Raw genomic sequence first — 22,955 nt, forward strand, 5'->3', positions numbered from 1 at the left:
TGCTGGCCGCTAAATGGGAGCGTGGATGTTAAATCGTATTCGTATCTCGACCACCCTGTTTTTGATTTTGATTCTTTGTGGGGTGTTGCAGGTTGGCAGTAACGGCTTGTCGTTTTGGGCTTTTCGCGATGGTTATCAGAACTTGCAGGAGATGCAGAGCAGCAATCAGCAACGCGCGCTGCTTACCCAGAGCCGCGCCGTACTGCTGCAGGCCAGCACGGCGCTGAATAAAGCGGGCACCCTGACCGCGCTGAGCTATCCGCCCGATGACATCAAGGCGCTGATAACCACCGCGCGCAGCAGCCTGAAACAGGCTGACGGCATGTTCAAGAGCTTTAACGAGCAGGCGGCGATCGGCAAGAAAGACGGCGAACTGAAAAAAGCGATGCAGGGCGCGTTCAGCCAGTGGTATAGCGATCTGGATCATCAGGCGACCTGGCTGGAAAACAACCAGCTGTCGGATTTCCTCACCGCGCCGGTGCAGGAGTCGCAGGCGGCGTTTGACGCCAGCACCGATGCCTGGCAGCAGGAGATTAACCAGTTTGTACAGGTGGCGGGTAACGACAGCCGCAACAGCTACCACATGTCGGGCGTGGTCTTCGTCACCATGATTGTGCTGGCGGCCCTGCTGACCAGCATCGCGCTGTGGTGGTCACGCAGGATGATCGTCCAGCCGCTGGCAATCATCAGCAGCCATTTCGACAGCATTGCGAAAGGCGACCTGGCGCGGCCGGTGGCGGTGTACGGTAAAAACGAAATTTCGGCGATTTTCGCCAGCCTGAAAGCGATGCAGGGCTCGCTGCGCGAAACGGTAACCGAGGTGCGTCAGGGCAGCTATGCCATGCACACCGGGATCTCCGAGATTGCCGAAGGCAATAACGATCTCTCGTCGCGCACCGAGCAGCAGGCGGCTTCGCTGGCGCAAACGGCTGCCAGCATGGAGCAGCTGACCGCTACCGTCGGGCAGAACGCCGACAACGCCCGTCAGGCCTCCGGTCTGGCGAAGAGCGCGGCGCAGACGGCGAAGAAGGGGGGCGAACAGGCTTCCCGTGTGGCGAACACCATGAACGCGATCGCCACCAGTTCGCAGAAGATTGGCGACATCATCAGCGTCATCGACGGTATCGCGTTCCAGACCAATATTCTGGCGCTAAACGCCGCCGTCGAAGCCGCCCGCGCGGGCGAGCAGGGGCGCGGCTTTGCGGTGGTGGCCGGCGAAGTGCGTAACCTGGCGAGCCGCAGCGCCAACGCGGCGAAAGAGATTAAGGTGCTGATTGAAGAGTCGGTATCACGGGTGCAGCAGGGGTCGGAGCTGGTGGATACCGCGGCGAAAACCATGACCGAGATCGTCAGTTCGGTCACCCAGGTCAACGACATCATGGGCGAAATCGCCTCGGCATCGGATGAACAGCGTCGTGGTATTGAGCAGGTGGCGCTGGCCGTCAGCCAGATGGATCAGGTGACGCAGCAGAACGCCGCGCTGGTCGAAGAAGCCGCCGCCGCCACCGACCAGTTAGCCGGCCAGGCGGATCATCTGACCTCGCTGGTCGCGGTATTTAATGTGAATGAACGTAGTGAAACAGTTACAGAAGTCGGGCGGTCGCAGGCCGTTCCAGTCGGAACCTGAACGTGATTAAGAAGGCGCTATGACATCACCACTGCCCTCAGGGCAATCGTCATTATTGTTACAGATGACACAGCGCCTCGCGCTGTCCGATGCGCATTTCCGTCGGATATGTCAGTTAATCTACCAGCGCGCGGGGATCGTGCTTGCGGACCACAAGCGGGACATGGTTTACAACCGTCTTGTGCGTCGCTTGCGCACCCTCGAGCTGGATGATTTTGGTCGCTACCTGGGCATGCTGGAAGCGAACCCGAACAGCGCGGAGTGGCAGGCGTTTATCAACTCGCTGACCACTAACCTGACCGCCTTTTTCCGGGAAGCACACCACTTCCCGGTGCTGGCGGACCATGCGCGTCGCCGCAGCGGCGGCGAATATCGCGTGTGGAGTGCGGCGGCCTCGACAGGCGAAGAGCCGTACTCGCTCGCGATTACCCTGGCCGATACCCTGGGTACCGCGCCGGGCCGCTGGAAGGTGGTCGCCAGCGATATTGATACCGAAGTGCTGCAAAAAGCGCAAAGCGGTATCTATCGTCAGGACGAGCTGAAAACCCTGTCGCCACAGCAGCTTCAGCGCTATTTCATGCGCGGTACCGGTCCGCACGACGGGCTGGTGCGGGTGCGCAGCGAACTGGCGAATGCGGTGGAGTTCTCCATGGTCAATCTGCTGGAGAAGCAGTACAACGTGGCGGGGCCGTTTGACGCCATTTTCTGCCGTAATGTGATGATCTATTTCGACAAAACGACGCAGCAGGAGATCCTGCGCCGCTTTGTGCCGTTGCTCAAGCCGGACGGATTACTGTTTGCCGGGCACTCGGAGAATTTCAGCAATCTCGTGCGCGAGTTCAGCCTGCGTGGGCAGACGGTATATGCGCTGAGTAAGGATAAAGCATGAGTAAAATCAGGGTCTTGTCAGTTGATGATTCGGCGTTAATGCGCCAGATCATGACCGAGATTATCAACAGCCACAGCGACATGGAAATGGTGGCGACGGCCCCCGATCCGTTAGTCGCCCGGGATTTAATTAAAAAATATAACCCCGACGTGCTGACCCTGGATGTCGAAATGCCGCGCATGGACGGCATCGACTTCCTCGAGAAGTTAATGCGTCTGCGGCCGATGCCGGTGGTGATGGTCTCTTCCCTGACCGGCAAAGGCTCCGAGATCACCCTGCGGGCGCTGGAGCTGGGGGCGGTGGATTTTGTCACCAAACCCCAGCTCGGCATCCGTGAAGGGATGCTGGCGTACAGCGAGATGATCGCGGAAAAAATTCGTACCGCCGCGCGGGCGCAGGTGGCCATGCACAAGCCGATGGCCGCACCGGTCACGCTGAAAGCGGGCCCGCTGCTGAGCTCGGAAAAACTGCTGGCGATCGGCGCATCGACCGGCGGAACAGAGGCAATTCGCCATGTACTCCAGCCATTGCCGCTCTCAAGCCCCGGTATTCTGATTACCCAGCACATGCCGCCAGGCTTTACCCGCTCCTTCGCCGAGCGTCTGAACAAGCTGTGTCAGATCAGCGTGAAAGAGGCGGAAGATGGCGAGCGCGTTCTGCCGGGGCATGCGTATATCGCCCCGGGAGACAAGCATATGGAGCTGACGCGCAGCGGAGCGAACTATCAAATCAAAATTCATGACGGGCCGCCGGTTAACCGGCACCGTCCGTCGGTGGATGTACTGTTTCATTCGGTGGCGAAACACGCGGGGCGCAACGCCGTTGGGGTGATCCTGACGGGGATGGGCAACGACGGGGCCGCCGGAATGCTTGCGATGCACCAGGCTGGCGCCTGGACCATCGCGCAGAATGAAGCAAGTTGTGTAGTGTTCGGCATGCCGCGCGAGGCCATCAATATGGGTGGCGTCAGCGAAGTGGTCGATCTCAGTCAGGTTAGTCAGCAGATGCTGGCAAAAATCAGTGCCGGACAGGCAATACGTATTTAACGAGGAGTGTAGTTTTATGGCGGACAAAGAGCTCAAGTTTTTGGTTGTGGATGACTTTTCCACCATGCGTCGCATCGTGCGCAACCTGCTGAAAGAGCTGGGATTTAACAATGTTGAAGAAGCAGAAGACGGTGTCGATGCGTTGAACAAACTGAACGCCGGCGGCTTTGGTTTTGTCATTTCCGACTGGAACATGCCGAACATGGATGGTCTGGAACTGCTGAAAACCATTCGTGCGAATGCTGCGATGGCCTCTCTGCCAGTGTTGATGGTGACGGCCGAAGCGAAGAAAGAGAACATTATTGCTGCAGCCCAGGCTGGCGCAAGCGGGTATGTGGTGAAGCCATTCACCGCTGCAACTTTGGAAGAAAAACTCGGTAAGATCTTCGAGAAACTCGGCATGTGAGGTACGGGAGATGATGCAGCCTTCGATTAAACCCACGGATGAGCATTCACCCGGCGACATAATTGCCCGGATCGGCAGTCTGACGCGCATGCTGCGCGACAGCCTGCGTGAGCTGGGACTGGATCAGGCCATTGCAGAGGCGGCGGAAGCGATTCCTGACGCCCGCGACCGTCTTGATTATGTTGTGCAAATGACTGCCCAGGCGGCAGAGCGTGCGCTGAACAGTGTTGAAGCGTCGCAGCCTCATCAGGATGAGATGGAAAAGGGCGCGAAAGCGCTGACCAAACGCTGGGATGAGTGGTTCGAAAATCCAATCGAACTGTCCGACGCCCGCGAACTGGTCACCGATACCCGCCAGTATTTGGGTGACGTACCGGGCCATACCAGCTTCACCAACGCCCAGCTGCTGGAGATCATGATGGCGCAGGATTTCCAGGACCTTACCGGTCAGGTGATCAAGCGCATGATGGATGTGATCCAGGAGATCGAGCGTCAGCTGTTGATGGTGCTGTTGGAAAACATGCCGGAGCCTTCGGCGCGTCCGCAGCGCGAAAACGAAAGCCTGCTCAATGGCCCACAGCTCGACACCACCAAAGCCGGTGTCGTGGCAAGCCAGGACCAGGTCGACGATCTGCTGGACAGCTTAGGGTTCTGATACCTGCGTTCTGCTGGAATTGCCTGGCGGCGCTGCACTTGCACAGTCCTGACCGTTTTGTAGGCCGGGTAAGCGCAGCGCCACCCGGCAGAAAAGCCACCTGCGAAGGTGGCTTTTTTTGTGCCTCTGTTTCATCCCTTTTTACGATAATCCTTCCAGAATCAGCAATCTGCCATGACTTCCTTTATTTCAATTTCCGCCAGTCTGTTAGTGTTTTCAGTGCTTTTGCTGGCCGTAGACAGCAAATAGCAAGCGGGGGCGACACGGAAAGGTAATAAATATTTACCGTTGACAAGTGTCAACGCGTCGCAATAAAATCCTGAACACGGAGGCAAATGAAGAAACATCCAAACAAGCATATTCAGGAGGCGGTTGAATATGCCCTGAGTAAAGGCTGGGTTTGGGTCCCACCAGGTCATTCAGCGCACTGTTTTTGCAAGTTACGCTGTGGTAACCCAGAAGGTGAACATCGGGATCATCAGATGAGCGTATGGTCGACGCCGAAAAACGCGGAAAACCATGCCATGCAAATCATCCGCAATGTAAAACATTGCCTTTGATTTCGCCCGGTAAAACGTGGTTGCGGCCACGTTTTACCGAATACAAGAAAAAAGCAAACAACGATATAAAGAGGGGCTATGGCGCTTTATAACTTCACTCTGACCCTTTCCGGCGTAACCAGTGAGACTGAAGGGCTGGAAGATGCACTCTACAAAAGCGGCTGTGACGATGCGCTGATCTGCGCATACGGAAACTCCGTCTATCTCATATTTGACCGGGAAGCAGACTCCTTAGATGCAGCCATCTCCTCTGCGATCGACAATATCGAATCGGCCGGTATCGGCGCTATTGTAGAATCTGTCGACTCTGCTCTTGTCGGTTTGAGCGACATAGCCGAAATGACCAACATGTCGCGCCAGGCGATCGCCATGCTGAAAGACGGCACCCGCGGAAGCGGTGATTTTCCTTGCCCCATCCAGCGTATTAAAGGTCAGTCTCCGCTGTGGGACTGGGGCGAAGTGGCTCACTGGCTGGCATCCAATGGCCGCTTAAAACAGGAGAGCGAACTGGTGGTAAACGCCCGCGTCCTCAGCAAGTGGAATCTGGTGCTCAGGAACAGCGCCTCAAAAGATTTCGAACAAATTGAGTCTCTCGCGGCATCACTGGTGGCACGCCGTCACAAACGGGTTGCATGCGCATAAATAAACGCCTCTGATAACCCCTGGAACCGCCGAAAGCCCTAAATCGGCCCTTTTAACGCCCTTAATTAACCCATTGGTCACGCGCGGCTTTGGCATCATATCGTCCAGACCTCTACCTGCGAGATGCTTGCCGTGGCAGAAGACAGCGACGACAAAACAGAAGCCCCCACACCCCACCGACTTGAAAAAGCGCGTGAGGAAGGGCAGATACCCCGATCCAAGGAACTCACCTCCCTGCTGATTTTATTAGTAGGGGTGTGCATTATCTGGATCGGTGGGGAGTCCCTTGCCCGCAGGCTAGCCGGTATGCTCTCGGCGGGGTTGCGCTTCGACCACAGCATGGTTAACGACCCGAACCTGATCCTCAGCCAGATTATCCTGCTGATCAAAAGCGCGATGGTTGCGCTGCTGCCGCTGATCGCCGGCGTGGTGCTGGTGGCGATCGTGTCGCCGATCATGCTGGGCGGGCTGGTGTTTAGCGGTAAGTCGCTGCAGTTTAAATTTTCCAAACTCAACCCGCTGCCCGGGATCGCCCGGATGTTCTCCGCGCAGACCGCCGCTGAACTGCTGAAAGCCTTGATGAAAGCCACGCTGATGGGCAGCGTGGCCGGCTTTTTTATCTGGCACAACTGGCCGGAGATGATGCGCCTGATCAGCGAATCCCCCTTCACCGCGATGCGCAATGCGCTCAACCTGGTGGGGCTCTGTTCGCTGCTGGTGGTGCTGGGCATTATCCCGATGGTGGGGTTTGACGTCTTCTTCCAGATCTACAGCCACATCAAAAAACTGCGCATGTCTAAGCAGGACCTTCGCGATGAACATAAGCAGATGGAAGGCGACCCGCACGTCAAAGGGCGTATCCGCCAGATGCAGCGCGCCGCCGCCCGTCGCCGGATGATGGAAGATGTGCCGAGAGCGGACGTGATCGTCACCAACCCGACCCATTACTCCGTTGCGCTGCAGTATGACGAAGACAAAATGAGCGCGCCGAAGGTGGTGGCGAAAGGGGCAGGGCTGATTGCCCTGCGGATCCGCGAAATTGGTAATGAAAACCGTATTCCGATGCTGGAGGCCCCGCCGTTGGCGCGTGCGCTCTATCGCCATGCGGAAATTGGACAACAAATCCCAGGCCAGCTGTATGCCGCTGTGGCGGAAGTGCTGGCGTGGGTGTGGCAGTTGAAGCGCTGGCGTCTGGCCGGTGGTCAACGGCCTGTGAAACCTGAGAATCTCCCGGTGCCTGCAGCGCTGGATTTTATGAACGAGAAGGACTCTGATGGCTAATCTGGTGGCAATGTTGCGCTTGCCAAGCAACCTGAAATCGACCCAATGGCAGATCATGGCCGGGCCGATCCTCATTCTGCTCATTCTGTCGATGATGGTATTGCCGCTCCCGGCATTCATCCTCGATCTGCTTTTTACCTTTAACATTGCGCTCTCGATCATGGTGCTGCTGGTGGCGATGTTCACCCAGCGTACCCTCGAGTTCGCCGCGTTCCCGACCATTCTGCTGTTTACCACGCTGTTGCGCCTGGCGCTGAACGTGGCCTCCACCCGTATTATCCTGATGGATGGTCATACCGGGGGTGCGGCGGCGGGTAAGGTCGTTGAGGCCTTCGGCCACTTCCTGGTGGGCGGCAACTTCGCCATCGGTATCGTGGTGTTTATCATCCTCGTGATCATCAACTTTATGGTTATCACCAAAGGTGCGGGACGTATCGCCGAAGTGGGCGCGCGTTTCGTACTGGACGGGATGCCGGGCAAACAGATGGCGATTGACGCCGATCTCAACGCCGGTCTGATTGGCGAAGATGAAGCGAAAAAACGCCGTGCAGAAGTGACCCAGGAGGCCGACTTCTACGGCTCGATGGACGGTGCGAGTAAGTTTGTTCGCGGCGATGCCATCGCCGGTATTCTGATCATGGTGATCAACGTGGTGGGCGGCCTGCTGGTCGGGGTGCTGCAACACGGGATGGACATGGGCCATGCGGCAGAGAGCTATACCCTGCTGACCATCGGTGACGGTCTGGTCGCCCAGATCCCGGCGCTGGTGATCTCCACCGCAGCCGGTGTGATCGTGACCCGCGTCGCCACCGATCAGGACGTCGGTGAACAGATGGTGAGCCAGCTGTTCACCAACCCGAACGTGCTGATGCTCTCTGCGGCGGTCTTGGGGCTGCTGGGCCTGGTCCCGGGCATGCCGAACTTCGTCTTCCTGCTGTTTACCGCTGCGCTGCTGGGGCTGGCCTGGTGGCTGCGCGGGCGCGAAACTAAACCGAAGGCCGAGCCTGCACCGATTAAAATGCCGGAAAACACCCAGGCGGTGGAAGCCACCTGGAATGACGTTCAGCTGGAAGATTCCCTGGGGATGGAAGTGGGCTATCGCCTGATCCCGATGGTCGATGCCCAACAGGACGGCGAACTGCTGGGGCGTATCCGCAGTATCCGTAAAAAATTCGCCCAGGACATGGGCTTCCTGCCGCCGGTGGTGCATATCCGTGACAATATGGATCTGCCGCCTGCGCGCTATCGCATCCTGATGAAAGGGGTGGAGATTGGCAGCGGTGACGCCTATCCGGGGCGCTGGCTGGCGATTAATCCGGGCACCGCAGCGGGTACGCTGCCGGGTGAACAAACGACCGACCCGGCCTTTGGCCTGGCGGCAATCTGGATCGAAAGCGCCCTGAAAGAGCAGGCGCAGATCCAGGGATATACCGTGGTGGAAGCCAGTACCGTGGTCGCCACCCACCTCAACCATATTATTGGCCAGTTCTCGGCGGAGCTGTTTGGTCGCCAGGAGGCGCAGCAGCTGCTCGATCGCGTGACCCAGGAGATGCCGAAGCTCACCGAAGATCTGGTGCCGGGTGTCCTGACCCTGACCACGCTGCACAAGGTGCTGCAGAACCTGCTCGACGAGAAAGTGCCGATCCGCGATATGCGTACCATCCTGGAAACCCTGGCCGAGCATGCGCCGCTGCAAAACGATCCACACGAGCTGACGGCGGTGGTACGTGTGGCACTGGGCCGCGCCATCACCCAGCAGTGGTTCCCGGGCAACGGCGAAGTGCAGGTGATTGGGCTCGACACGCCGCTTGAACGTCTGCTGCTGCAGGCGCTGCAGGGCGGTGGCGGGCTGGAGCCGGGGCTGGCGGATCGTCTGCTGGCGCAAACCCAGGAGGCGTTGCAGCGTCAGGAGATGCTCGGCGCGCCGCCGGTGCTGCTGGTCAACCACGCGCTGCGTCCGCTGCTGTCACGCTTCCTGCGTCGCAGCCTGACGCAGCTGGTGGTTCTGTCGAATATGGAGCTGTCGGACAATCGCCACATCCGCATGACCGCCAGCATTGGAGGCCAATAACGATGCGTAAATTACTCTGGTTACTGGCCCTGCCAATGATGGCCCAGGCCGCAGGCGAGGGGGCATGGCAGGACAGCAGTATCGGCCTGACCCTCAACAACCGCGGCGTGGCAGCCTCGTCCCGCCCGCTCTCTGCGAAGCAGCCGGTATCCGGCCTGATGACCCTGGTGGTCTGGCGCTACGAGCTGAACGGCCCGATCCCGGCCGGGCTGCGGGTACGGCTATGCTCCCAGGCGCGCTGCACCGAACTGGACGGCGCCAGCGGCAGCACCCAGGCCTTCAACAATGTCCCTGCCGCCGAGCCGCTGCGCTTTATCTGGGAAGTGCCCGGTGGTGGGCGTCTGATCCCCGCTCTGAAGGTACAGCGTAACGAAGTCATCGTTAACTACCGCTAAACGCCCAATGCCGTTCAGTTCGTCCGAGCTGAACGGCATGGTTATTTATCAGGCTTTGTTATTTTCCTTACTGCTATTTTTGCCGTATTAAACTTCCCCTCGCGATGCTTATTTAGAGAATATCACTGGATGTCGCCCTCCAGAGGATATACGCTACGTGATGAGGTACTGTGATATATATGTCAATGATGGATCGCAATTAGGGAAAGGAAGCAGGTATGAAATTGAGCTTTCGACACACGTGTATGTTCTGGGGCGTCATGGATGTTTTATATCTGGCAGCCTATGTCTGGCAAAGTATTGCCGAGGGTCGTATTCCTTTAATTGATGATATTTTCAATTTTAATCAGCTTTACACAGAACAGGGAGGCGGCTACTGGCTTATTTTAATATTTATCCTGTCAATGATAACAACCCTTTCCATTGCTTTTTCAGCGGTGTTACTCCTTATCGCATGGGATAAGGTCGGCTATCTGGTGGCCGCGCAAACCCCCTTGCGCTTGCTGTTGGTTGTGCCCTCACTCTCTTTTTTGCCCTGGATCCTGAAAGGCATTAATTCAGGAGGGATAGCGTTGGCACTCGTTTTATTGCTAACGTCAGAGATACTGAAGGTCTGTTCATTGCTACTCGCAAGAAAATTCAATAATTGATTCTCTAATAACGTCAGGGATAGGGATTGTAAAAGGATGAACATATGAATAAAGACATTAAGGATTGTTATTTTGACGGCTGGAAAAAGATGTTTGTGTACAGGGGGCGAGCGACGCGAAAAGAGTTTTGGTTATTCATAATAATGAATATATTAATTGTTCTGTTCATTGCGGTGCTGAGCTATTTCCTTCTGGTCGTTTCAGTTGCCGACCATACCAGTCGGGGCGGGATGATGCTGGTCTGGGCCTGGTATGTCTGGCTTCCACTCAGTGCGCTGGCACCGGTAATATTTCTTGTGCCGATCGTCTCGCTGGGCATCCGCAGAATGCACGATGCCGGAAAATCAGGCTGGTGGTTTGGCGGAGCGCTGCTGATAAACCTGCTGATCCTGCCGCTTATTCTGACCGGTATTCATCAGGTTATGCTTATCCTGGTCGATGAAAGTCATGCACAGCAGGTGATGAAGATCGTCAGTAACATACTCAGTTCATTAGCAGCGCTTTATCTGCTCTGGCTATGCTGTATGTCGTCAAACGCGGCGGCAGAGAACGTCGACTGAGCGCTTTTTCGCCAGTCATCAGCCCATTCTGATGACTGGCTCGCATAATTGACCCTGCCTTTTGAAGCAAACAAAACACTGTTTTATAAAAGAGTGACGCGAGTAGTAAATCTCTTTGCGTTTTTGCCAGATGCCGCCAGGCAGTGGCAGAAACAGAAAGGTATCCGCGTAGGGATACTTTTACTGTAACCCTGTAGACACTCCCGTTCCCTCCGGGCTCACCGGGAGTCATCTGAAACTTACAGGGTCGACGATAATGAAAACACGTAAAATTGGACTCGCAAACTATCTGGCTTACGGGTCGGGCGATTTTCTCGGGGCGGGAACCACAGCGCTGACTGCCGCCTGGCTGCTATATTTTTATACCACGTTCTGCGGCCTCTCTCCGATTGAGGCTACCTTCATCTTCGCTGCGGCAAGGGTTCTGGATGCCGTCGTCAGTCCTTTGATGGGCTTCCTGACCGATAACTTTGGTACCACCTGGCTGGGCAAACGCTTTGGTCGTCGGAAGTTCTTTATCCTGCTCGGCATCCCGTGCGTCTTCAGCTACTCGCTAATGTGGGTCGGGGATATGGGATTCTGGTACTACCTGCTGACCTATCTGATCTTTGATATCGTCTACACCATGATCCTGGTCCCGTACGAAACGCTGGTACCGGAGATGACCGACGACTTCAAACAGAAAACCAAATTCTCCGGCGCGCGTATCTCCATGGCGCAGATGTCGGCGATTCTGGCCTCATTCCTGCCGGGTATTCTGCTCACCCACTTCGGTAAAGACAACGCCGTCTCCTTCTTCTATGCCAGCCTGGTGTTCTCGGTGCTGTGCGCCCTGATGCTGACTTTCGTCTGGTTCTTTACCTGGGAGCGTCCGCGTGAAGAGTGGACCGAGGCCGCGCTGCGTGCCGAAGAAGAGAAGAAAAAACTGACTCTAGGGCAGAGCCTGAACCGTCTGTTCGTTGAGCTGAGCTCCACCCTGCGGATTAAAATTTTCCGTCAGCACCTGGGGATGTATCTCGGGGGCTATATCGCGCAGGACGTGTTCAACGCCGTCTTTACCTACTACGTGGTCTTTGTGCTGATGCAGGAAGCCTCCATGGCCTCTAACCTGCTGGGCACCATGGCCATCTTCCAGTTCCTGGCCGTGATTGCCATGATCCCGCTGTGCATCCGCTTTGGACCTGCGCCGTCGTACCGCATGGTGGTGGTGTTGTTTGGTCTGGCGTCCATGTCCTATGCCGGTCTCTATTACGCCGGTATGAGCGACATTTACGCGCTGCTGCTGCTGGTTTCTGCGCTGGCGGGTCTGGGTCGCGGCGGGATCAACTATGTGCCGTGGAACACCTACACCTATATCGCTGACGTGGATGAAGTCATCACCGGTCAGCGTCGCGAGGGGATCTTCGCTGGCATCATGACCCTGACCCGTAAAGCATCCCAGGCAGGAGCCATCATGCTGGTGGGGATCGTCATGCAGATGTCCGGCTTTGTCAGCGGTCAGAAAGTGCAGCCGGAAGGGGTAAGCCACACCATTCTGATGATCCTGAGCGTAGGTACCATTCTGGTTCTCTGCTGCGGCTTCCTGGTGTCACTGCGCTTTAAGCTGAACTTACAAACGCACAGTACGCTGCGTGAAGAGACGGCCAAAATGCGTGAATCCGGCCGCGCGATGCCGGAGGCCGCCACGCCGCAGGCCCGCGCCACGGTCGAAATGCTGGCGGGTATGCCCTACGACTGCCTGTGGGGTAACAACAACATCGGCTATCTGAATCGCAATAAACCTGCTGCACCGTCCCTGAAAGAACGTGCTCCACTGAATTCGACATACAACAGAGGTTAAGATTATGAAGGTTTGGCCTGTCAAACATAGTCCGTTACTGCGTCAGCCAGAGCGTTTTATCGCCAGAGATGAACTGAAAGCGCTGATCCAGAAAGTGACGCATAACCTGGTGAACATTCACGATAAAACCGGCGAGTTTTTACTGCGGCTGGACGACGGGCGGGTGATCGACACCAAAGGCTGGGCGGGCTGGGAGTGGACCCACGGGGTCGGTCTCTACGGTATCTGGCAGTATTACTGCCAGACCGGAGATGAAGGGATGCGCGATATCATCGACAGCTGGTTTGCCGAGCGTTTTGCCGAAGGGGCCACCACCAAAAACGTCAACACCATGTCGCCGTTTTTGACCCTCGCGTACCGCTATGAAGAGACGCGTAACCCGGCATGGCTGCCGTGGCTGGAGAGCTGGGCCGAGTGGGCGATGGTTGAGATGCCGCGCACCGATCACGGCGGTATGCAGCACATCACCCTGGCGGAAGAGAACCATCAGCAGATGTGGGATGACACTCTGATGATGACCGTCCTGCCGCTGGCGAAGATTGGCAAGCTGCTCAATAAGCCCGAATACGTGGAAGAGGCGGTTTATCAGTTCCTGCTGCATGTGCAGAACCTGATGGATCGCGAAACCGGGCTGTGGTTCCACGGCTGGAGTTACGACGGTCAGCACAACTTTGCCAACGCCCGCTGGGCGCGCGGCAACAGCTGGCTGACAATCGTGATTCCTGATTTCCTCGAGCTGGTGGATCTGCCGGAAAACAACGCCGTGCGCCGGTATCTGGTGCAGGTGCTGAATGCGCAGATCGCCGCCCTGGCGAAGTGTCAGGACGAGAGCGGCCTGTGGCATACGCTGCTCGACGATCCGACCTCCTATCTGGAAGCCTCTGCTACCGCCGGGTTCAGCTACGGGATCCTGAAGGCGGTGCGCAAGCGTTATGTGGCGGCGGAGTATGCGGACGTGGCCGAGAAAGCCATTCGCGGGATCGTGCAAAACATCTCCCCGGAAGGCGAACTGCTGCAAACCTCGTTTGGGACCGGGATGGGCAGCGATCTGGCGTTCTATCGCCAGATCCCCTTAACGTCGATGCCGTATGGTCAGGCAATGGCGATTTTGTGTCTGACGGAGTATCTGCGCAAATACTTCTGATAATAAAAAACCCGGCAAATGCCGGGTTTTTTATTCGTTATTGTCGGCCTGATGGCGCTTCGCTTACCGGGGCTACCAAACCAACAAATCTGATTACATACGTTCTACGGTTTCGATACCCAGGGTATCCAGACCCAGCTTCAGGGTCTTCGCCGTCAGCTGCGCCAGCTTCAGGCGGCTGTTGCGTACTGCTTCACTCTCGGCCGAGAGAATAGGGCAGTGCTCGTAGAAGCCGGAGAACAGGCCAGCCAGATCGTACAGGTAGGCACACATCACGTGCGGCGTACCGTCGCGGGCCACCACGGACAGCGTCTCTTCGAACTGCAGCAGGCGTGCCGCCAGCTGTGCTTCGCGATCTTCGCTGATGATGACCTGCGCCTGGGCCAGCACGCTTTCGTCGATCTCTGCCTTACGGAAGACGGAGAGCACGCGGGTATAGGCATACTGCATATACGGCGCGGTGTTGCCTTCAAAGGCCAGCATGTTATCCCAGTCGAACACGTAGTCGGTGGTGCGGTTCTTGGAGAGATCCGCGTACTTCACCGCACCGATGCCGACGGCGTTGGCCAGTTTTTCCAGCTCGTCCGCAGGCATGTCCGGGTTTTTCTCGGCCACCAGACGACGGGCACGCTCCAGCGCCTCGTCCAGCAGATCCGCCAGCTTCACGGTACCGCCGGCACGGGTTTTGAACGGCTTGCCGTCTTTGCCCAGCATCATGCCGAACATGTGGTGTTCCAGCGGCACGGAATCCGGTACATAGCCCGCTTTACGCACGATGGTCCACGCCTGCATCAGGTGCTGGTGCTGACGGGAGTCGATGTAATAGAGGACGCGATCCGCATGCAGCGTTTCATAACGATACTTGGCGCAGGCGATATCGGTAGTGGTGTAGAGGTAGCCGCCATCCTTTTTCTGGATGATGACGCCCATCGGTTCGCCTTCCTTGTTTTTGTACTCATCAAGGAAGACCACCGTTGCGCCTTCGCTCTCGACCGCCAGCCCTTTGGCTTTCAGGTCGGCCACGATACCGGCCAGCATCGGGTTGTACAGGCTCTCGCCCATCACATCTTTACGGGTCAGAGTCACGTTCAGACGATCGTAGGTGAGCTGATTCTGGGACATGGTAATGTCCACCAGCTGACGCCACATCTGACGGAAATACTCGTCGCCGCCCTGCAGTTTCACCACGTAGCTACGCGCGCGCTCGGCAAAGGCTTCGTCTTCGTCGTAGTGCTTTTTCGCGTCGCGGTAGAAGCCTTCGAGGTCTGCCAGCGCCATCTCACCGGCGTTATCCTGCTGCTGTTTTTCCAGCCAGGCGATCAGCATGCCGAATTGGGTGCCCCAGTCGCCGACGTGGTTCGCACGGATCACGTTGTGACCGAGGAACTCAAGGGTACGCACGGAGGCATCACCAATGATGGTGGAGCGCAGGTGGCCGACGTGCATCTCTTTCGCCACGTTAGGGGCGGAATAGTCGACGACGATAGTTTGCGCCTGTGGCTGCGCCACGCCCAGACGGTCTGATTTCAGCGCCGCATCCACGTTTTGCGCCAGGAAGGCAGGGTCGAGGAAGATATTGATAAAGCCCGGCCCGGCGATTTCGGTTTTGCTGGCGATACCCTGGAGATCCAGATGCGTCAGGACCTGCTCTGCGAGTTGTCGCGGCGCCATGCCCAGTTTTTTAGCCACTGCCATCACGCCATTGGCCTGATAGTCGCCAAACTGTACTTTCGCGGACTGACGAACCTGCGGTTCACAGTCAGCAGGTGCGCCTGCAGCAATCAGTGCCTGGCTGACTTTTTCTGAGAGAAGAGCCTGAATATTCACCGGGATACCTTACATTTTTGACGCAACTATTATGCTGTCGCGTCAGTTAAAGAAATTAGGCCGGGAGTATACTGCAATTGCCCGTTGCCGTCAGCACTGGCTCAAATCATCGGTTGGTCGCAGGACGGCAACAGAGTAAATTAACGCTTTTGCATGACGATAAGAGTATCAATGATGGCGAACTGGCAATCTGTTGACGCGCTGCAGGACATTGCAGCGGATTTACCGCGTTTCACCGCGGCCTTTACGGCGCTTGCCGAACGCCTGGGGCTCGATATCGCTCCGCTTGCGGCGGACCATATCTCCCTGCGCTGCCATCAGAACGCCACCGCCGATCGCTGGCGGCGCGGGTTTGAGCAGTGCGGCGAGCTGCTCTCGGAAAACATCATCAATGGCCGTCCGATCTGCCTGTTTAGGCTGCACGAGCCGGTCAGCGTCGCCCACTGGCGCTTTGACGTTGTCGAGCTGCCGTGGCCGGGTGAAAAACGCTATCCCCACGAAGGCTGGGAGCACATCGAAATCGTGCTGCCTGGCGACCCCGAAACCCTGAATGCTCGCGCCCTGGCGCTGCTGTCAGACGAGGGCTTGAGCCAGCCCGGGATCTTTGTCAAAACCAGCTCGCCAAAAGGGGAGCGCGAACGCCTGCCCAATCCAACTCTGGCGGTCACCGACGGCAGCGTGACGGTGAAATTTCATCCGTGGACCATCGAGCAAATCGTCGCCAGCGAAGAATAAGGAGATTTTATGGCATTGCTTGAGATCTGTTGTTACAGCATGGAGTGTGCCGTGACCGCGCAGGCGCGTGGTGCCGACCGCATTGAGCTCTGTGCAGCCCCGAAAGAGGGTGGACTGACCCCGTCCTATGGCGTACTGAAATCGGTGCGTCAGGCAGTGACCCTCCCGGTACACCCGATTATTCGCCCGCGCGGCGGGGATTTTTGCTACAGCACGGGCGAATTTAACGCCATGCTGGAAGATATCGCTCTCGTGAAGCAGCTGGGTTTCCCGGGACTGGTAACGGGCCTGCTGGATGAGGATGGTCATATTGACATGCCGCGAATGCGCCAGATTATGGCCGCCGCACAGGGGATGGCGGTAACTTTTCATCGCGCCTTCGATATGTGCGTAAATCCACAGCAAGCCTTTGAAAATCTGGCGGAACTGGGGGTGGCGCGCGTGCTCACTTCCGGCCAGCAATCCTCCGCCGAAAAAGGTATTTCATTAATTAAGGAACTAAAAGCACAATCAGGTGTTCCAATAATAATGGCAGGTGCTGGCGTTCGCGCCGCTAACCTGGAAACCTTTTTACAGGCAGGGGTTGAAGAGCTTCACAGCTCGGCAGGCAGAGGGTTGCCGTCACCCATGCGCTATCGCAACACAGGCTTGTCGATGTCGACGGATGCCGAGGCGGATGAATATTCCCGCTATGGCGTGGACGGCGAGTCGGTTGCAGAAATGAAGGCGATAATCGACAGGTATTGTCGCTAGAACAGTTTTTACCGCGCATCATGTCGCCCAATATGATGCTTGTTTGTACCAGGCCCCTGCAATTTCAACAGGGGTCTTTTTTTGTCTGTTGTTTGGCGGCGAGCCCCCTTCGCACGTTCACGGGTGACGCGGCTAACAGAGAAGTACGGAACGTAAAGTTAACGGAACAACCATCTCAGTCGCATGTTCCCCCTCACCCCAGCCCTCTCCCTCAAGGGAGAGGGAGTAAATTGTGCAAAGCTTTAATTTATGACGATCCCTTCGGGCCTGGATGAGAGCAATTTTACGGCTTGGTGGCAATCAACACCGCACGTACCGGTGCCGGATAACCTTCAATGGTTTTAGTCCGATCGTTCGGGTCGAGGAATTCCGCCAGCGATTCGGTGGTCATCCACTCGGTGCGGCGCTGCTCTTCGGTGGTAGTGACGCAAACGTCCGCGATACGGATATCAACAAAACCGCACTTCGCCAGCCAGTTTTTCAGCGCCAGCGCCGACGGGATAAAGTAGACGTTACGCATCTGGGCATAACGATCGCCCGGAACCAGCACCGCATTTTCATCGCCTTCAATCACCAGCGTCTCCAGCACCAGCTCACCGCCGCTGACCAGCTGATCTTTCAGCTGCCAGAGGTGTTCCAGCGGGGAACGACGGTGGTAGAGCACGCCCATTGAGAAGACGGTATCAAACGCCGCCAGCACCGGAAGTTGCTCGATGCCCAGCGGCAGCAGGTGCGCGCGCTGATCGTTGCCCAGCAGTTTACGTACCGCTTCGAACTGGCACAGGAACAGCTGCATCGGATCAATCCCGACCGCCAGATGGGCACCTGCGCCGATCATGCGCCACAGGTGATAGCCGCTGCCGCAGCCGACATCCAGAATGGTGCGTCCGGTTAAATCGGAGAGGTGCGGTAATACGCGATCCCATTTCCAGTCCGAATGCCATTCGGTATCGATATTCATGCCGTACAGGGAGAATGGCCCTTTACGCCACGGCATCAGATTACGCATCAGCTTGTCGAGACGCACCATCTGGCCTTCGCTCAGCGGCGCTTCGCTTTCAGCGGTGACGCTGTGCAGCAGATCCAGTTTGTACGGAGTCATCTCCGGCAGAAACTCGACTGCGTTGCTCCACTGCTTAAACTGGCCGTGCAGGGACTCGCGCTGCCAGGCGGCGATCTGTGCTGGCAGGGTTTCCAGCCAGTGCGACAGGTGATTTTTAGCAATCAGCTGATAAAAGTTACCGAAATCGATCATGCCTCACCGCCTTTAAGCGCCACCAGAGAGCCAAAGTTAAAGCACTGGAACCACAGCTCGCTATGCTCGAATCCGGCCTTGTGCAGGCGGGCTTTGTGGGCTTCGACCGAGTCGGTCAGCATCACGTTCTCCAGCATGCTGCGCTTCTGGCTGATCTCCAGCTCGCTGTAGCCGTTAGCCCGTTTGAAATCGTGGTGCATGTTGAACAGCAGCTCGCCGACGGTGGCATCTTCGAAGCTAAACTTCTCCGACAGCACCAGCGCGCCGCCAGGGTTCAGGCCCTGATAAATCTTATCCAGCAGCAGCTGACGATCGTCGGGCTCGAGGAATTGCAGGGTAAAATTCAGCACCACCATCGAGGCGTTTTTAATCTCGATATGGCGGATATCGCCTTCGACCACCTCAACCGGCGTGGGCGCTTTCCAGGCGTCGATATGGCGGCGGCAGCGTTCAACCATGGCCGGTGAGTTGTCGACGGCGATGATATTGCAGCCGTCGTGTTTGATGTTACGACGAACCGACAGCGTGGCCGCGCCCAGTGAACATCCCAGATCGTAGACCTGCGTGTCGGGCTGAACAAAACGTTCCGCCAGCATGCCGATCATGGAGATGATATTGGAATAGCCGGGGACCGAGCGCTGGATCATATCCGGGAAGACTTCAGCTACCCGTTCATCGAAGGTCCAGTCGCCCAGACTGGCGATAGGCGCAGAAAAAAGCGTGTCGCGATCTGACATAACGTAAAAATCCGGGAAAAATAAAGGGGCGTATTGTGCGCTAATGCAATGAGAAAACCAACTCCCACGGCACATACCACAGGTTAGCCAGCACCATTAGCACAAGGGAACACCAGGTGGCGCTCATGCCGGAGCGACGCCAGCGAAACAGACGCTGATGGAGGCCATAGTAATGCATCAGGCGCCCAAGAATCAGCAGCAGGCCGCAGACATGCACCATCCAGGTCTCGGCGCCGTTCATTTCCATAAACAGCAGCAGGATCAGCGCCGTCGGAATGTACTCCACCGCATTGCCATGAATACGGATCGCGGTTTGCAGCTCCGAAAACCCCCCGTCGCCATAAGAGACGCGGTACAACAACCGCAGGCGCGCAACATCGAACGAAAACTTAATTAACAGTAACGCACCCAGCACCGCATACAGCGCGCAGACCATACAAACTCCCTGTTTTTTGGCAGATGGCACTTTATATGATAGGGGCTGGGATCAGAAAAGAGAAGATTGCTGCGGAATGGTGGGGGCGTCGCCAATGGACGGAGCCACGTCCAGCAAGGCTTGCCAGAGAGCATCGACCAGTTCAGGCGCCTGGGCAATATCGGGAGTATGCAGAAAAAGATAGGGCGTGGCGGTCTGCTCCCACTTCGCCAGGGTCTGCAGCCAGACGGCAAACAGCGCCTGGTTTTGCGGCATATTGTCGCTGCCGATAAAGCGCACCATCGGATTGCTGGCGGTCATCACCGCATGCACCGGCACCTTCGGTTTTTTGCGCTGGGCCTCGATAACGGCCTCGTTGTGCGGCACAGCGGCGTGCACCGGACGGCTGTCGAGGATCGTACGATTAACGCCGCGCTCGTGCAGACCGCGATTGAGCGCTTTCTCCGCGTCACCTTTCATAAAGAACTCGGGGTGACGGACTTCAACGCCGTAGGTAAATTCCCGGGGCAGGGCGTCGAGAAACTGCCACAGCGCGGGCAGATCCCGGGGACCAAAGGTCGCGGGGAGCTGCACCCAGTACTGGCCGATGCGGTTGGCCAGCGGTGACAGGCGGGTGAAAAACTCTTCGGTTAAATCGTCGCAGTTGCGCAGCGCGGCCTGATGGGAGATGGTGGCCGGGAATTTAAAGCAGAAGCGAAAGTCGTCGCTGGTCTGCTCCCGCCAGCGCGCCACCACTTCGGCCTTTGGCAGGGCGTACAGCGTGGTGTTGCCCTCCACACAGTTAAAGTGGCGGGCGTACTCTTCAAGACCGGTAATGCCCAGCCGCACCCATTTCGGGTGCGACCATTGGGGTAAACCCAGATAGATCATAGTGCGTTGATAATCTCGTCGGTGCTGCGCACCCGGCTGATGCGCGGGAAGATATGGGTCACGCTGGCCTGGTGCTGTTCGGCGGTGGCCGTGCTGCAGGCGTCTTCGGCGATCACCAGGTTAAAGCCCATTTCCCAGGCGTTGCGCGCGGTGGATTCCACGCCAATGTTGGTGGCGATCCCACACAGAATAATAGTATCAATGCCGCGACGGCGCAGCTGCAGCTCCAGATCGGTGCCGTAGAAGGCGCCCCACTGACGTTTGGTCACTTCGATATCGCTGTCGCGCTTGCCGAGTGACTCGGGATACGTCCACCAGTTGTCCGGCAGGGCATGGGCCGCGCCCTGGGCATCAACCGGCTGCTTCAGCGCCTCGGCAAAGTCGGCAGACCAGCCCACACGCACCATCACGACCGGAGAACCGCTTTCGCGGCATTTTTCCGCCAGGCGCGCGCTGCGGCTGACCACGTCCTGCGCCGAATGCGGGCCACCGGCGAAGGGCAGGATCCCTTCCTGTAAATCAATGACCACGAGGGCGGTACGGGCAGCGTCGAGTGTAAACATGGTTTTTCCTGTAAAAGAGTTAGCGTCCAGAATACCTTACGCGTCAAGGCATGTTGTGGGTCTGATATTTTTGTTAATTTTTGTGAGAATATGCAAGATGCGAGCAGCAATCGCGCGTCTGGCGTGCTTCTCTCTTATCGTCTGGCGGAATTTCCAGTATAATAGCCGCCTTTTTTCATCCAGTTTGACATACAGAAAGCTGCGACCTTGTAGCCTGCGGCTAAGTTAAGGGATATCTCATGCGTACAGAATATTGCGGGCAGCTGCGTCAGTCCCACGTCGGACAGCAGGTGACCCTGTGTGGTTGGGTCAACCGTCGTCGTGATCTTGGCAGCTTAATCTTTATCGATATGCGCGACCGCGAAGGCATCGTGCAGGTATTTTTCGATCCGGATCGTGCCGACGCGTTAAAGCTGGCGTCAGAGCTGCGTAACGAGTTCTGCATCCAGGTGACCGGCACCGTGCGTGCGCGTGACGAAAAGAACATCAACAGCGACATGGCGACCGGCGAAATCGAAGTGCTGGCGACCGATCTGACCATTATTAACCGTTCAGAATCACTGCCGCTGGACTTCAACCACGTCAATACCGAAGAAGCGCGTCTGAAATATCGCTACCTCGATCTGCGTCGTCCTGAAATGGCCGATCGCCTGAAGACCCGTGCGAAAATCACCAGCCTGGTGCGCCGCTTTATGGACGATCACGGTTTCCTCGACATCGAAACCCCGATGCTGACTAAAGCGACCCCGGAAGGCGCGCGTGACTACCTCGTGCCATCCCGTGTGCATAAAGGCAAATTCTACGCGCTGCCGCAGTCTCCTCAGCTGTTCAAACAGCTGCTGATGATGTCCGGCTTCGACCGTTACTATCAGATTGTTAAATGCTTCCGTGACGAAGATCTGCGTGCTGACCGTCAGCCTGAATTTACCCAGATCGACGTTGAGACCTCCTTCATGACCGCCGAGCAGGTGCGTGAAGTGATGGAAGCGCTGGTGCGCAGCCTGTGGCTGGACGTGAAGGGCGTGGATCTGGGCGATTTCCCGATCATGACCTTCGCCGAAGCCGAGCGTCGCTACGGCTCCGACAAACCAGACCTGCGTAACCCGATGGAGCTGGTGGACGTTGCTGACCTGCTGAAAGGCGTTGAGTTCGCGGTCTTCTCCGGCCCGGCTAACGATCCGAAAGGCCGCGTGGCTGCCCTGCGCGTACCGGGTGGCGCGTCTCTGAGCCGTAAGCAGATCGACGACTACGGTAACTTTATCAAGATTTATGGCGCGAAGGGTCTGGCTTACATCAAAGTCACCGAGCGTGCGAAAGGCATCGAAGGCATCACCAGCCCGGTCGCCAAATTCCTCAACGCGGAAATCGTCGAATCCATTCTGGCGCGCACTGAAGCCCAGGACGGGGACATAATCTTCTTCGGCGCGGACAACAAGAAAGTGGTTGCCGATTCCATGGGCGCGCTGCGTCTGAAGCTGGGTAAAGATCTGAACCTGACCGACGAAGCCAAATGGGCGCCGCTGTGGGTGATTGACTTCCCGATGTTCGAAGACGACGGCGAAGGCGGCCTGACCGCGATGCACCACCCGTTCACCTCGCCGAAAGACATGAGCGCGGCAGAACTGAAAGCGGCACCGGAAGATGCCGTGGCGAACGCCTACGATATGGTCATCAACGGCTACGAAGTGGGCGGCGGTTCCGTACGTATCTACAGCGGTGAAATGCAGCAGACGGTGTTCGGTATTCTGGGCATTAACGAGCAGGAACAGCGCGAGAAGTTCGGCTTCCTGCTGGACGCCCTGAAGTACGGTACCCCTCCGCACGCAGGCCTGGCCTTTGGTCTGGATCGCCTCACCATGCTGCTGACCGGTACCGACAACATTCGTGACGTTATCGCCTTCCCGAAAACCACCGCCGCTGCCTGTCTGATGACCGAAGCGCCAAGCTTTGCTAACCCAACCTCCCTGAGCGAGCTGGGTATCGAAGTGGTGAAAAAGGAAGAGAAAAACTGAT

23 protein-coding genes are annotated in these 22,955 nt (G+C 57.1%); 17 read left to right on the top strand and 6 right to left on the bottom strand.

Features of this window, described 5'->3' with window-relative positions; all coding sequences use genetic code 11:
• The first annotated feature begins 25 nt into the window (after positions 1–25).
• The 14 genes from tap to bglB all read left to right on the top strand — a co-directional run bounded on the left by tap (position 26) and on the right by bglB (position 13,766).
• Positions 26–1,627 carry a methyl-accepting chemotaxis protein IV gene (gene tap, locus V7Q49_RS02155; RefSeq protein ID WP_333849087.1) on the top strand — a complete coding sequence of 534 codons (1,602 nt, stop codon included), beginning with the start codon at positions 26–28 and terminating at the stop codon, positions 1,625–1,627.
• 19 nt (positions 1,628–1,646) lie between these two features.
• Complete coding sequence (gene cheR, locus V7Q49_RS02160) at positions 1,647–2,516, top strand: protein-glutamate O-methyltransferase CheR (RefSeq protein WP_333849088.1); 870 nt, start codon at positions 1,647–1,649, stop codon at positions 2,514–2,516.
• The gene (locus V7Q49_RS02165; RefSeq protein ID WP_333849089.1) at positions 2,513–3,562 is read left to right on the top strand and encodes a protein-glutamate methylesterase/protein-glutamine glutaminase; all 1,050 of its coding nucleotides are present in this window, start codon (positions 2,513–2,515) and stop codon (positions 3,560–3,562) included. Before cheR ends, V7Q49_RS02165 begins: the two co-directional genes overlap by 4 nt.
• 16 nt (positions 3,563–3,578) lie before the next feature.
• Complete coding sequence (gene cheY, locus V7Q49_RS02170; RefSeq protein WP_333849090.1) at positions 3,579–3,968, top strand: chemotaxis response regulator CheY; 390 nt, start codon at positions 3,579–3,581, stop codon at positions 3,966–3,968.
• Between the two features lie 10 nt (positions 3,969–3,978).
• Entirely contained in the window at positions 3,979–4,623 is a 645-nt protein-coding gene (gene cheZ, locus V7Q49_RS02175) for a protein phosphatase CheZ (RefSeq protein WP_142486242.1), read from the top strand.
• A gap of 335 nt (positions 4,624–4,958) precedes the next feature.
• Complete coding sequence (locus V7Q49_RS02180; protein ID WP_333849091.1) at positions 4,959–5,183, top strand: hypothetical protein; 225 nt, start codon at positions 4,959–4,961, stop codon at positions 5,181–5,183.
• A 78-nt stretch (positions 5,184–5,261) separates the two neighbouring features.
• Positions 5,262–5,825 carry a helix-turn-helix transcriptional regulator gene (locus V7Q49_RS02185; protein ID WP_333849092.1) on the top strand — a complete coding sequence of 188 codons (564 nt, stop codon included), beginning with the start codon at positions 5,262–5,264 and terminating at the stop codon, positions 5,823–5,825.
• A 132-nt stretch (positions 5,826–5,957) separates the two neighbouring features.
• Positions 5,958–7,106: a flagellar biosynthesis protein FlhB gene (flhB, locus tag V7Q49_RS02190; protein WP_333849093.1), complete on the top strand. Its 1,149-nt coding sequence runs from the start codon at positions 5,958–5,960 to the stop codon at positions 7,104–7,106.
• On the top strand, positions 7,099–9,177 hold the full coding sequence (flhA, locus tag V7Q49_RS02195; protein ID WP_333849094.1) for a flagellar biosynthesis protein FlhA: 2,079 nt from the start codon (positions 7,099–7,101) through the stop codon (positions 9,175–9,177). Before flhB ends, flhA begins: the two co-directional genes overlap by 8 nt.
• 2 nt (positions 9,178–9,179) lie before the next feature.
• On the top strand, positions 9,180–9,572 hold the full coding sequence (flhE, locus tag V7Q49_RS02200; RefSeq protein WP_333849095.1) for a flagellar protein FlhE: 393 nt from the start codon (positions 9,180–9,182) through the stop codon (positions 9,570–9,572).
• A 218-nt stretch (positions 9,573–9,790) separates the two neighbouring features.
• Entirely contained in the window at positions 9,791–10,222 is a 432-nt protein-coding gene (locus V7Q49_RS02205) for a hypothetical protein (RefSeq protein ID WP_333849096.1), read from the top strand.
• 44 nt (positions 10,223–10,266) lie between these two features.
• Positions 10,267–10,782 carry a DUF805 domain-containing protein gene (locus V7Q49_RS02210; RefSeq protein WP_333849097.1) on the top strand — a complete coding sequence of 172 codons (516 nt, stop codon included), beginning with the start codon at positions 10,267–10,269 and terminating at the stop codon, positions 10,780–10,782.
• 256 nt (positions 10,783–11,038) lie between these two features.
• Positions 11,039–12,622 carry an MFS transporter gene (locus V7Q49_RS02215; RefSeq protein ID WP_333849098.1) on the top strand — a complete coding sequence of 528 codons (1,584 nt, stop codon included), beginning with the start codon at positions 11,039–11,041 and terminating at the stop codon, positions 12,620–12,622.
• Positions 12,623–12,626: 4 nt separating this feature from the next.
• Positions 12,627–13,766, top strand: coding sequence for a beta-galactosidase BglB (gene bglB, locus V7Q49_RS02220; RefSeq protein WP_333849099.1), 1,140 nt, complete (start codon positions 12,627–12,629; stop codon positions 13,764–13,766).
• 93 nt (positions 13,767–13,859) lie between these two features.
• Here bglB and argS read toward each other — a convergent pair whose 3' ends face one another.
• Positions 13,860–15,593, bottom strand: coding sequence for an arginine--tRNA ligase (gene argS / locus V7Q49_RS02225; RefSeq protein WP_333849100.1), 1,734 nt, complete (start codon positions 15,591–15,593; stop codon positions 13,860–13,862).
• Between the two features lie 174 nt (positions 15,594–15,767).
• Here argS and V7Q49_RS02230 point away from each other — a divergent pair, with 174 nt between their 5' ends.
• Entirely contained in the window at positions 15,768–16,328 is a 561-nt protein-coding gene (locus V7Q49_RS02230; protein WP_333850470.1) for a VOC family protein, read from the top strand.
• 9 nt (positions 16,329–16,337) lie between these two features.
• Positions 16,338–17,081: a copper homeostasis protein CutC gene (gene cutC, locus V7Q49_RS02235; protein WP_333849101.1), complete on the top strand. Its 744-nt coding sequence runs from the start codon at positions 16,338–16,340 to the stop codon at positions 17,079–17,081.
• A gap of 283 nt (positions 17,082–17,364) precedes the next feature.
• Here cutC and cmoB read toward each other — a convergent pair whose 3' ends face one another.
• Genes cmoB through V7Q49_RS02260 form a run of 5 tightly spaced genes read right to left on the bottom strand, consistent with a single transcriptional unit; the run spans position 17,365 to position 20,942 of the window.
• Positions 17,365–18,336, bottom strand: a complete 972-nt coding sequence (gene cmoB, locus V7Q49_RS02240; RefSeq protein ID WP_333849102.1) for a tRNA 5-methoxyuridine(34)/uridine 5-oxyacetic acid(34) synthase CmoB — start codon at positions 18,334–18,336, stop codon at positions 17,365–17,367.
• Positions 18,333–19,073, bottom strand: coding sequence for a carboxy-S-adenosyl-L-methionine synthase CmoA (cmoA, locus tag V7Q49_RS02245; protein ID WP_333849103.1), 741 nt, complete (start codon positions 19,071–19,073; stop codon positions 18,333–18,335). Before cmoA ends, cmoB begins: the two co-directional genes overlap by 4 nt.
• 40 nt (positions 19,074–19,113) lie before the next feature.
• Positions 19,114–19,509 (bottom strand): MAPEG family protein, encoded by a 396-nt coding sequence (locus V7Q49_RS02250; RefSeq protein WP_333849104.1) that lies wholly within the window; start codon positions 19,507–19,509, stop codon positions 19,114–19,116.
• A gap of 51 nt (positions 19,510–19,560) precedes the next feature.
• Complete coding sequence (locus tag V7Q49_RS02255) at positions 19,561–20,379, bottom strand: DUF72 domain-containing protein (protein WP_333849105.1); 819 nt, start codon at positions 20,377–20,379, stop codon at positions 19,561–19,563.
• Positions 20,376–20,942: a hydrolase gene (locus V7Q49_RS02260; protein WP_333849106.1), complete on the bottom strand. Its 567-nt coding sequence runs from the start codon at positions 20,940–20,942 to the stop codon at positions 20,376–20,378. Before V7Q49_RS02260 ends, V7Q49_RS02255 begins: the two co-directional genes overlap by 4 nt.
• Positions 20,943–21,181: 239 nt before the next feature.
• Between V7Q49_RS02260 and aspS the strand changes: the two genes are divergently transcribed.
• A complete protein-coding gene (gene aspS, locus V7Q49_RS02265) occupies positions 21,182–22,954 on the top strand; it encodes an aspartate--tRNA ligase (protein WP_333849108.1) in 1,773 nt (590 codons plus the stop codon).
• Position 22,955 lies beyond the last annotated feature (1 nt).

Source organism: Leclercia sp. (genome assembly GCF_036780805.1).
GTDB lineage: Bacteria > Pseudomonadota > Gammaproteobacteria > Enterobacterales > Enterobacteriaceae > Enterobacter.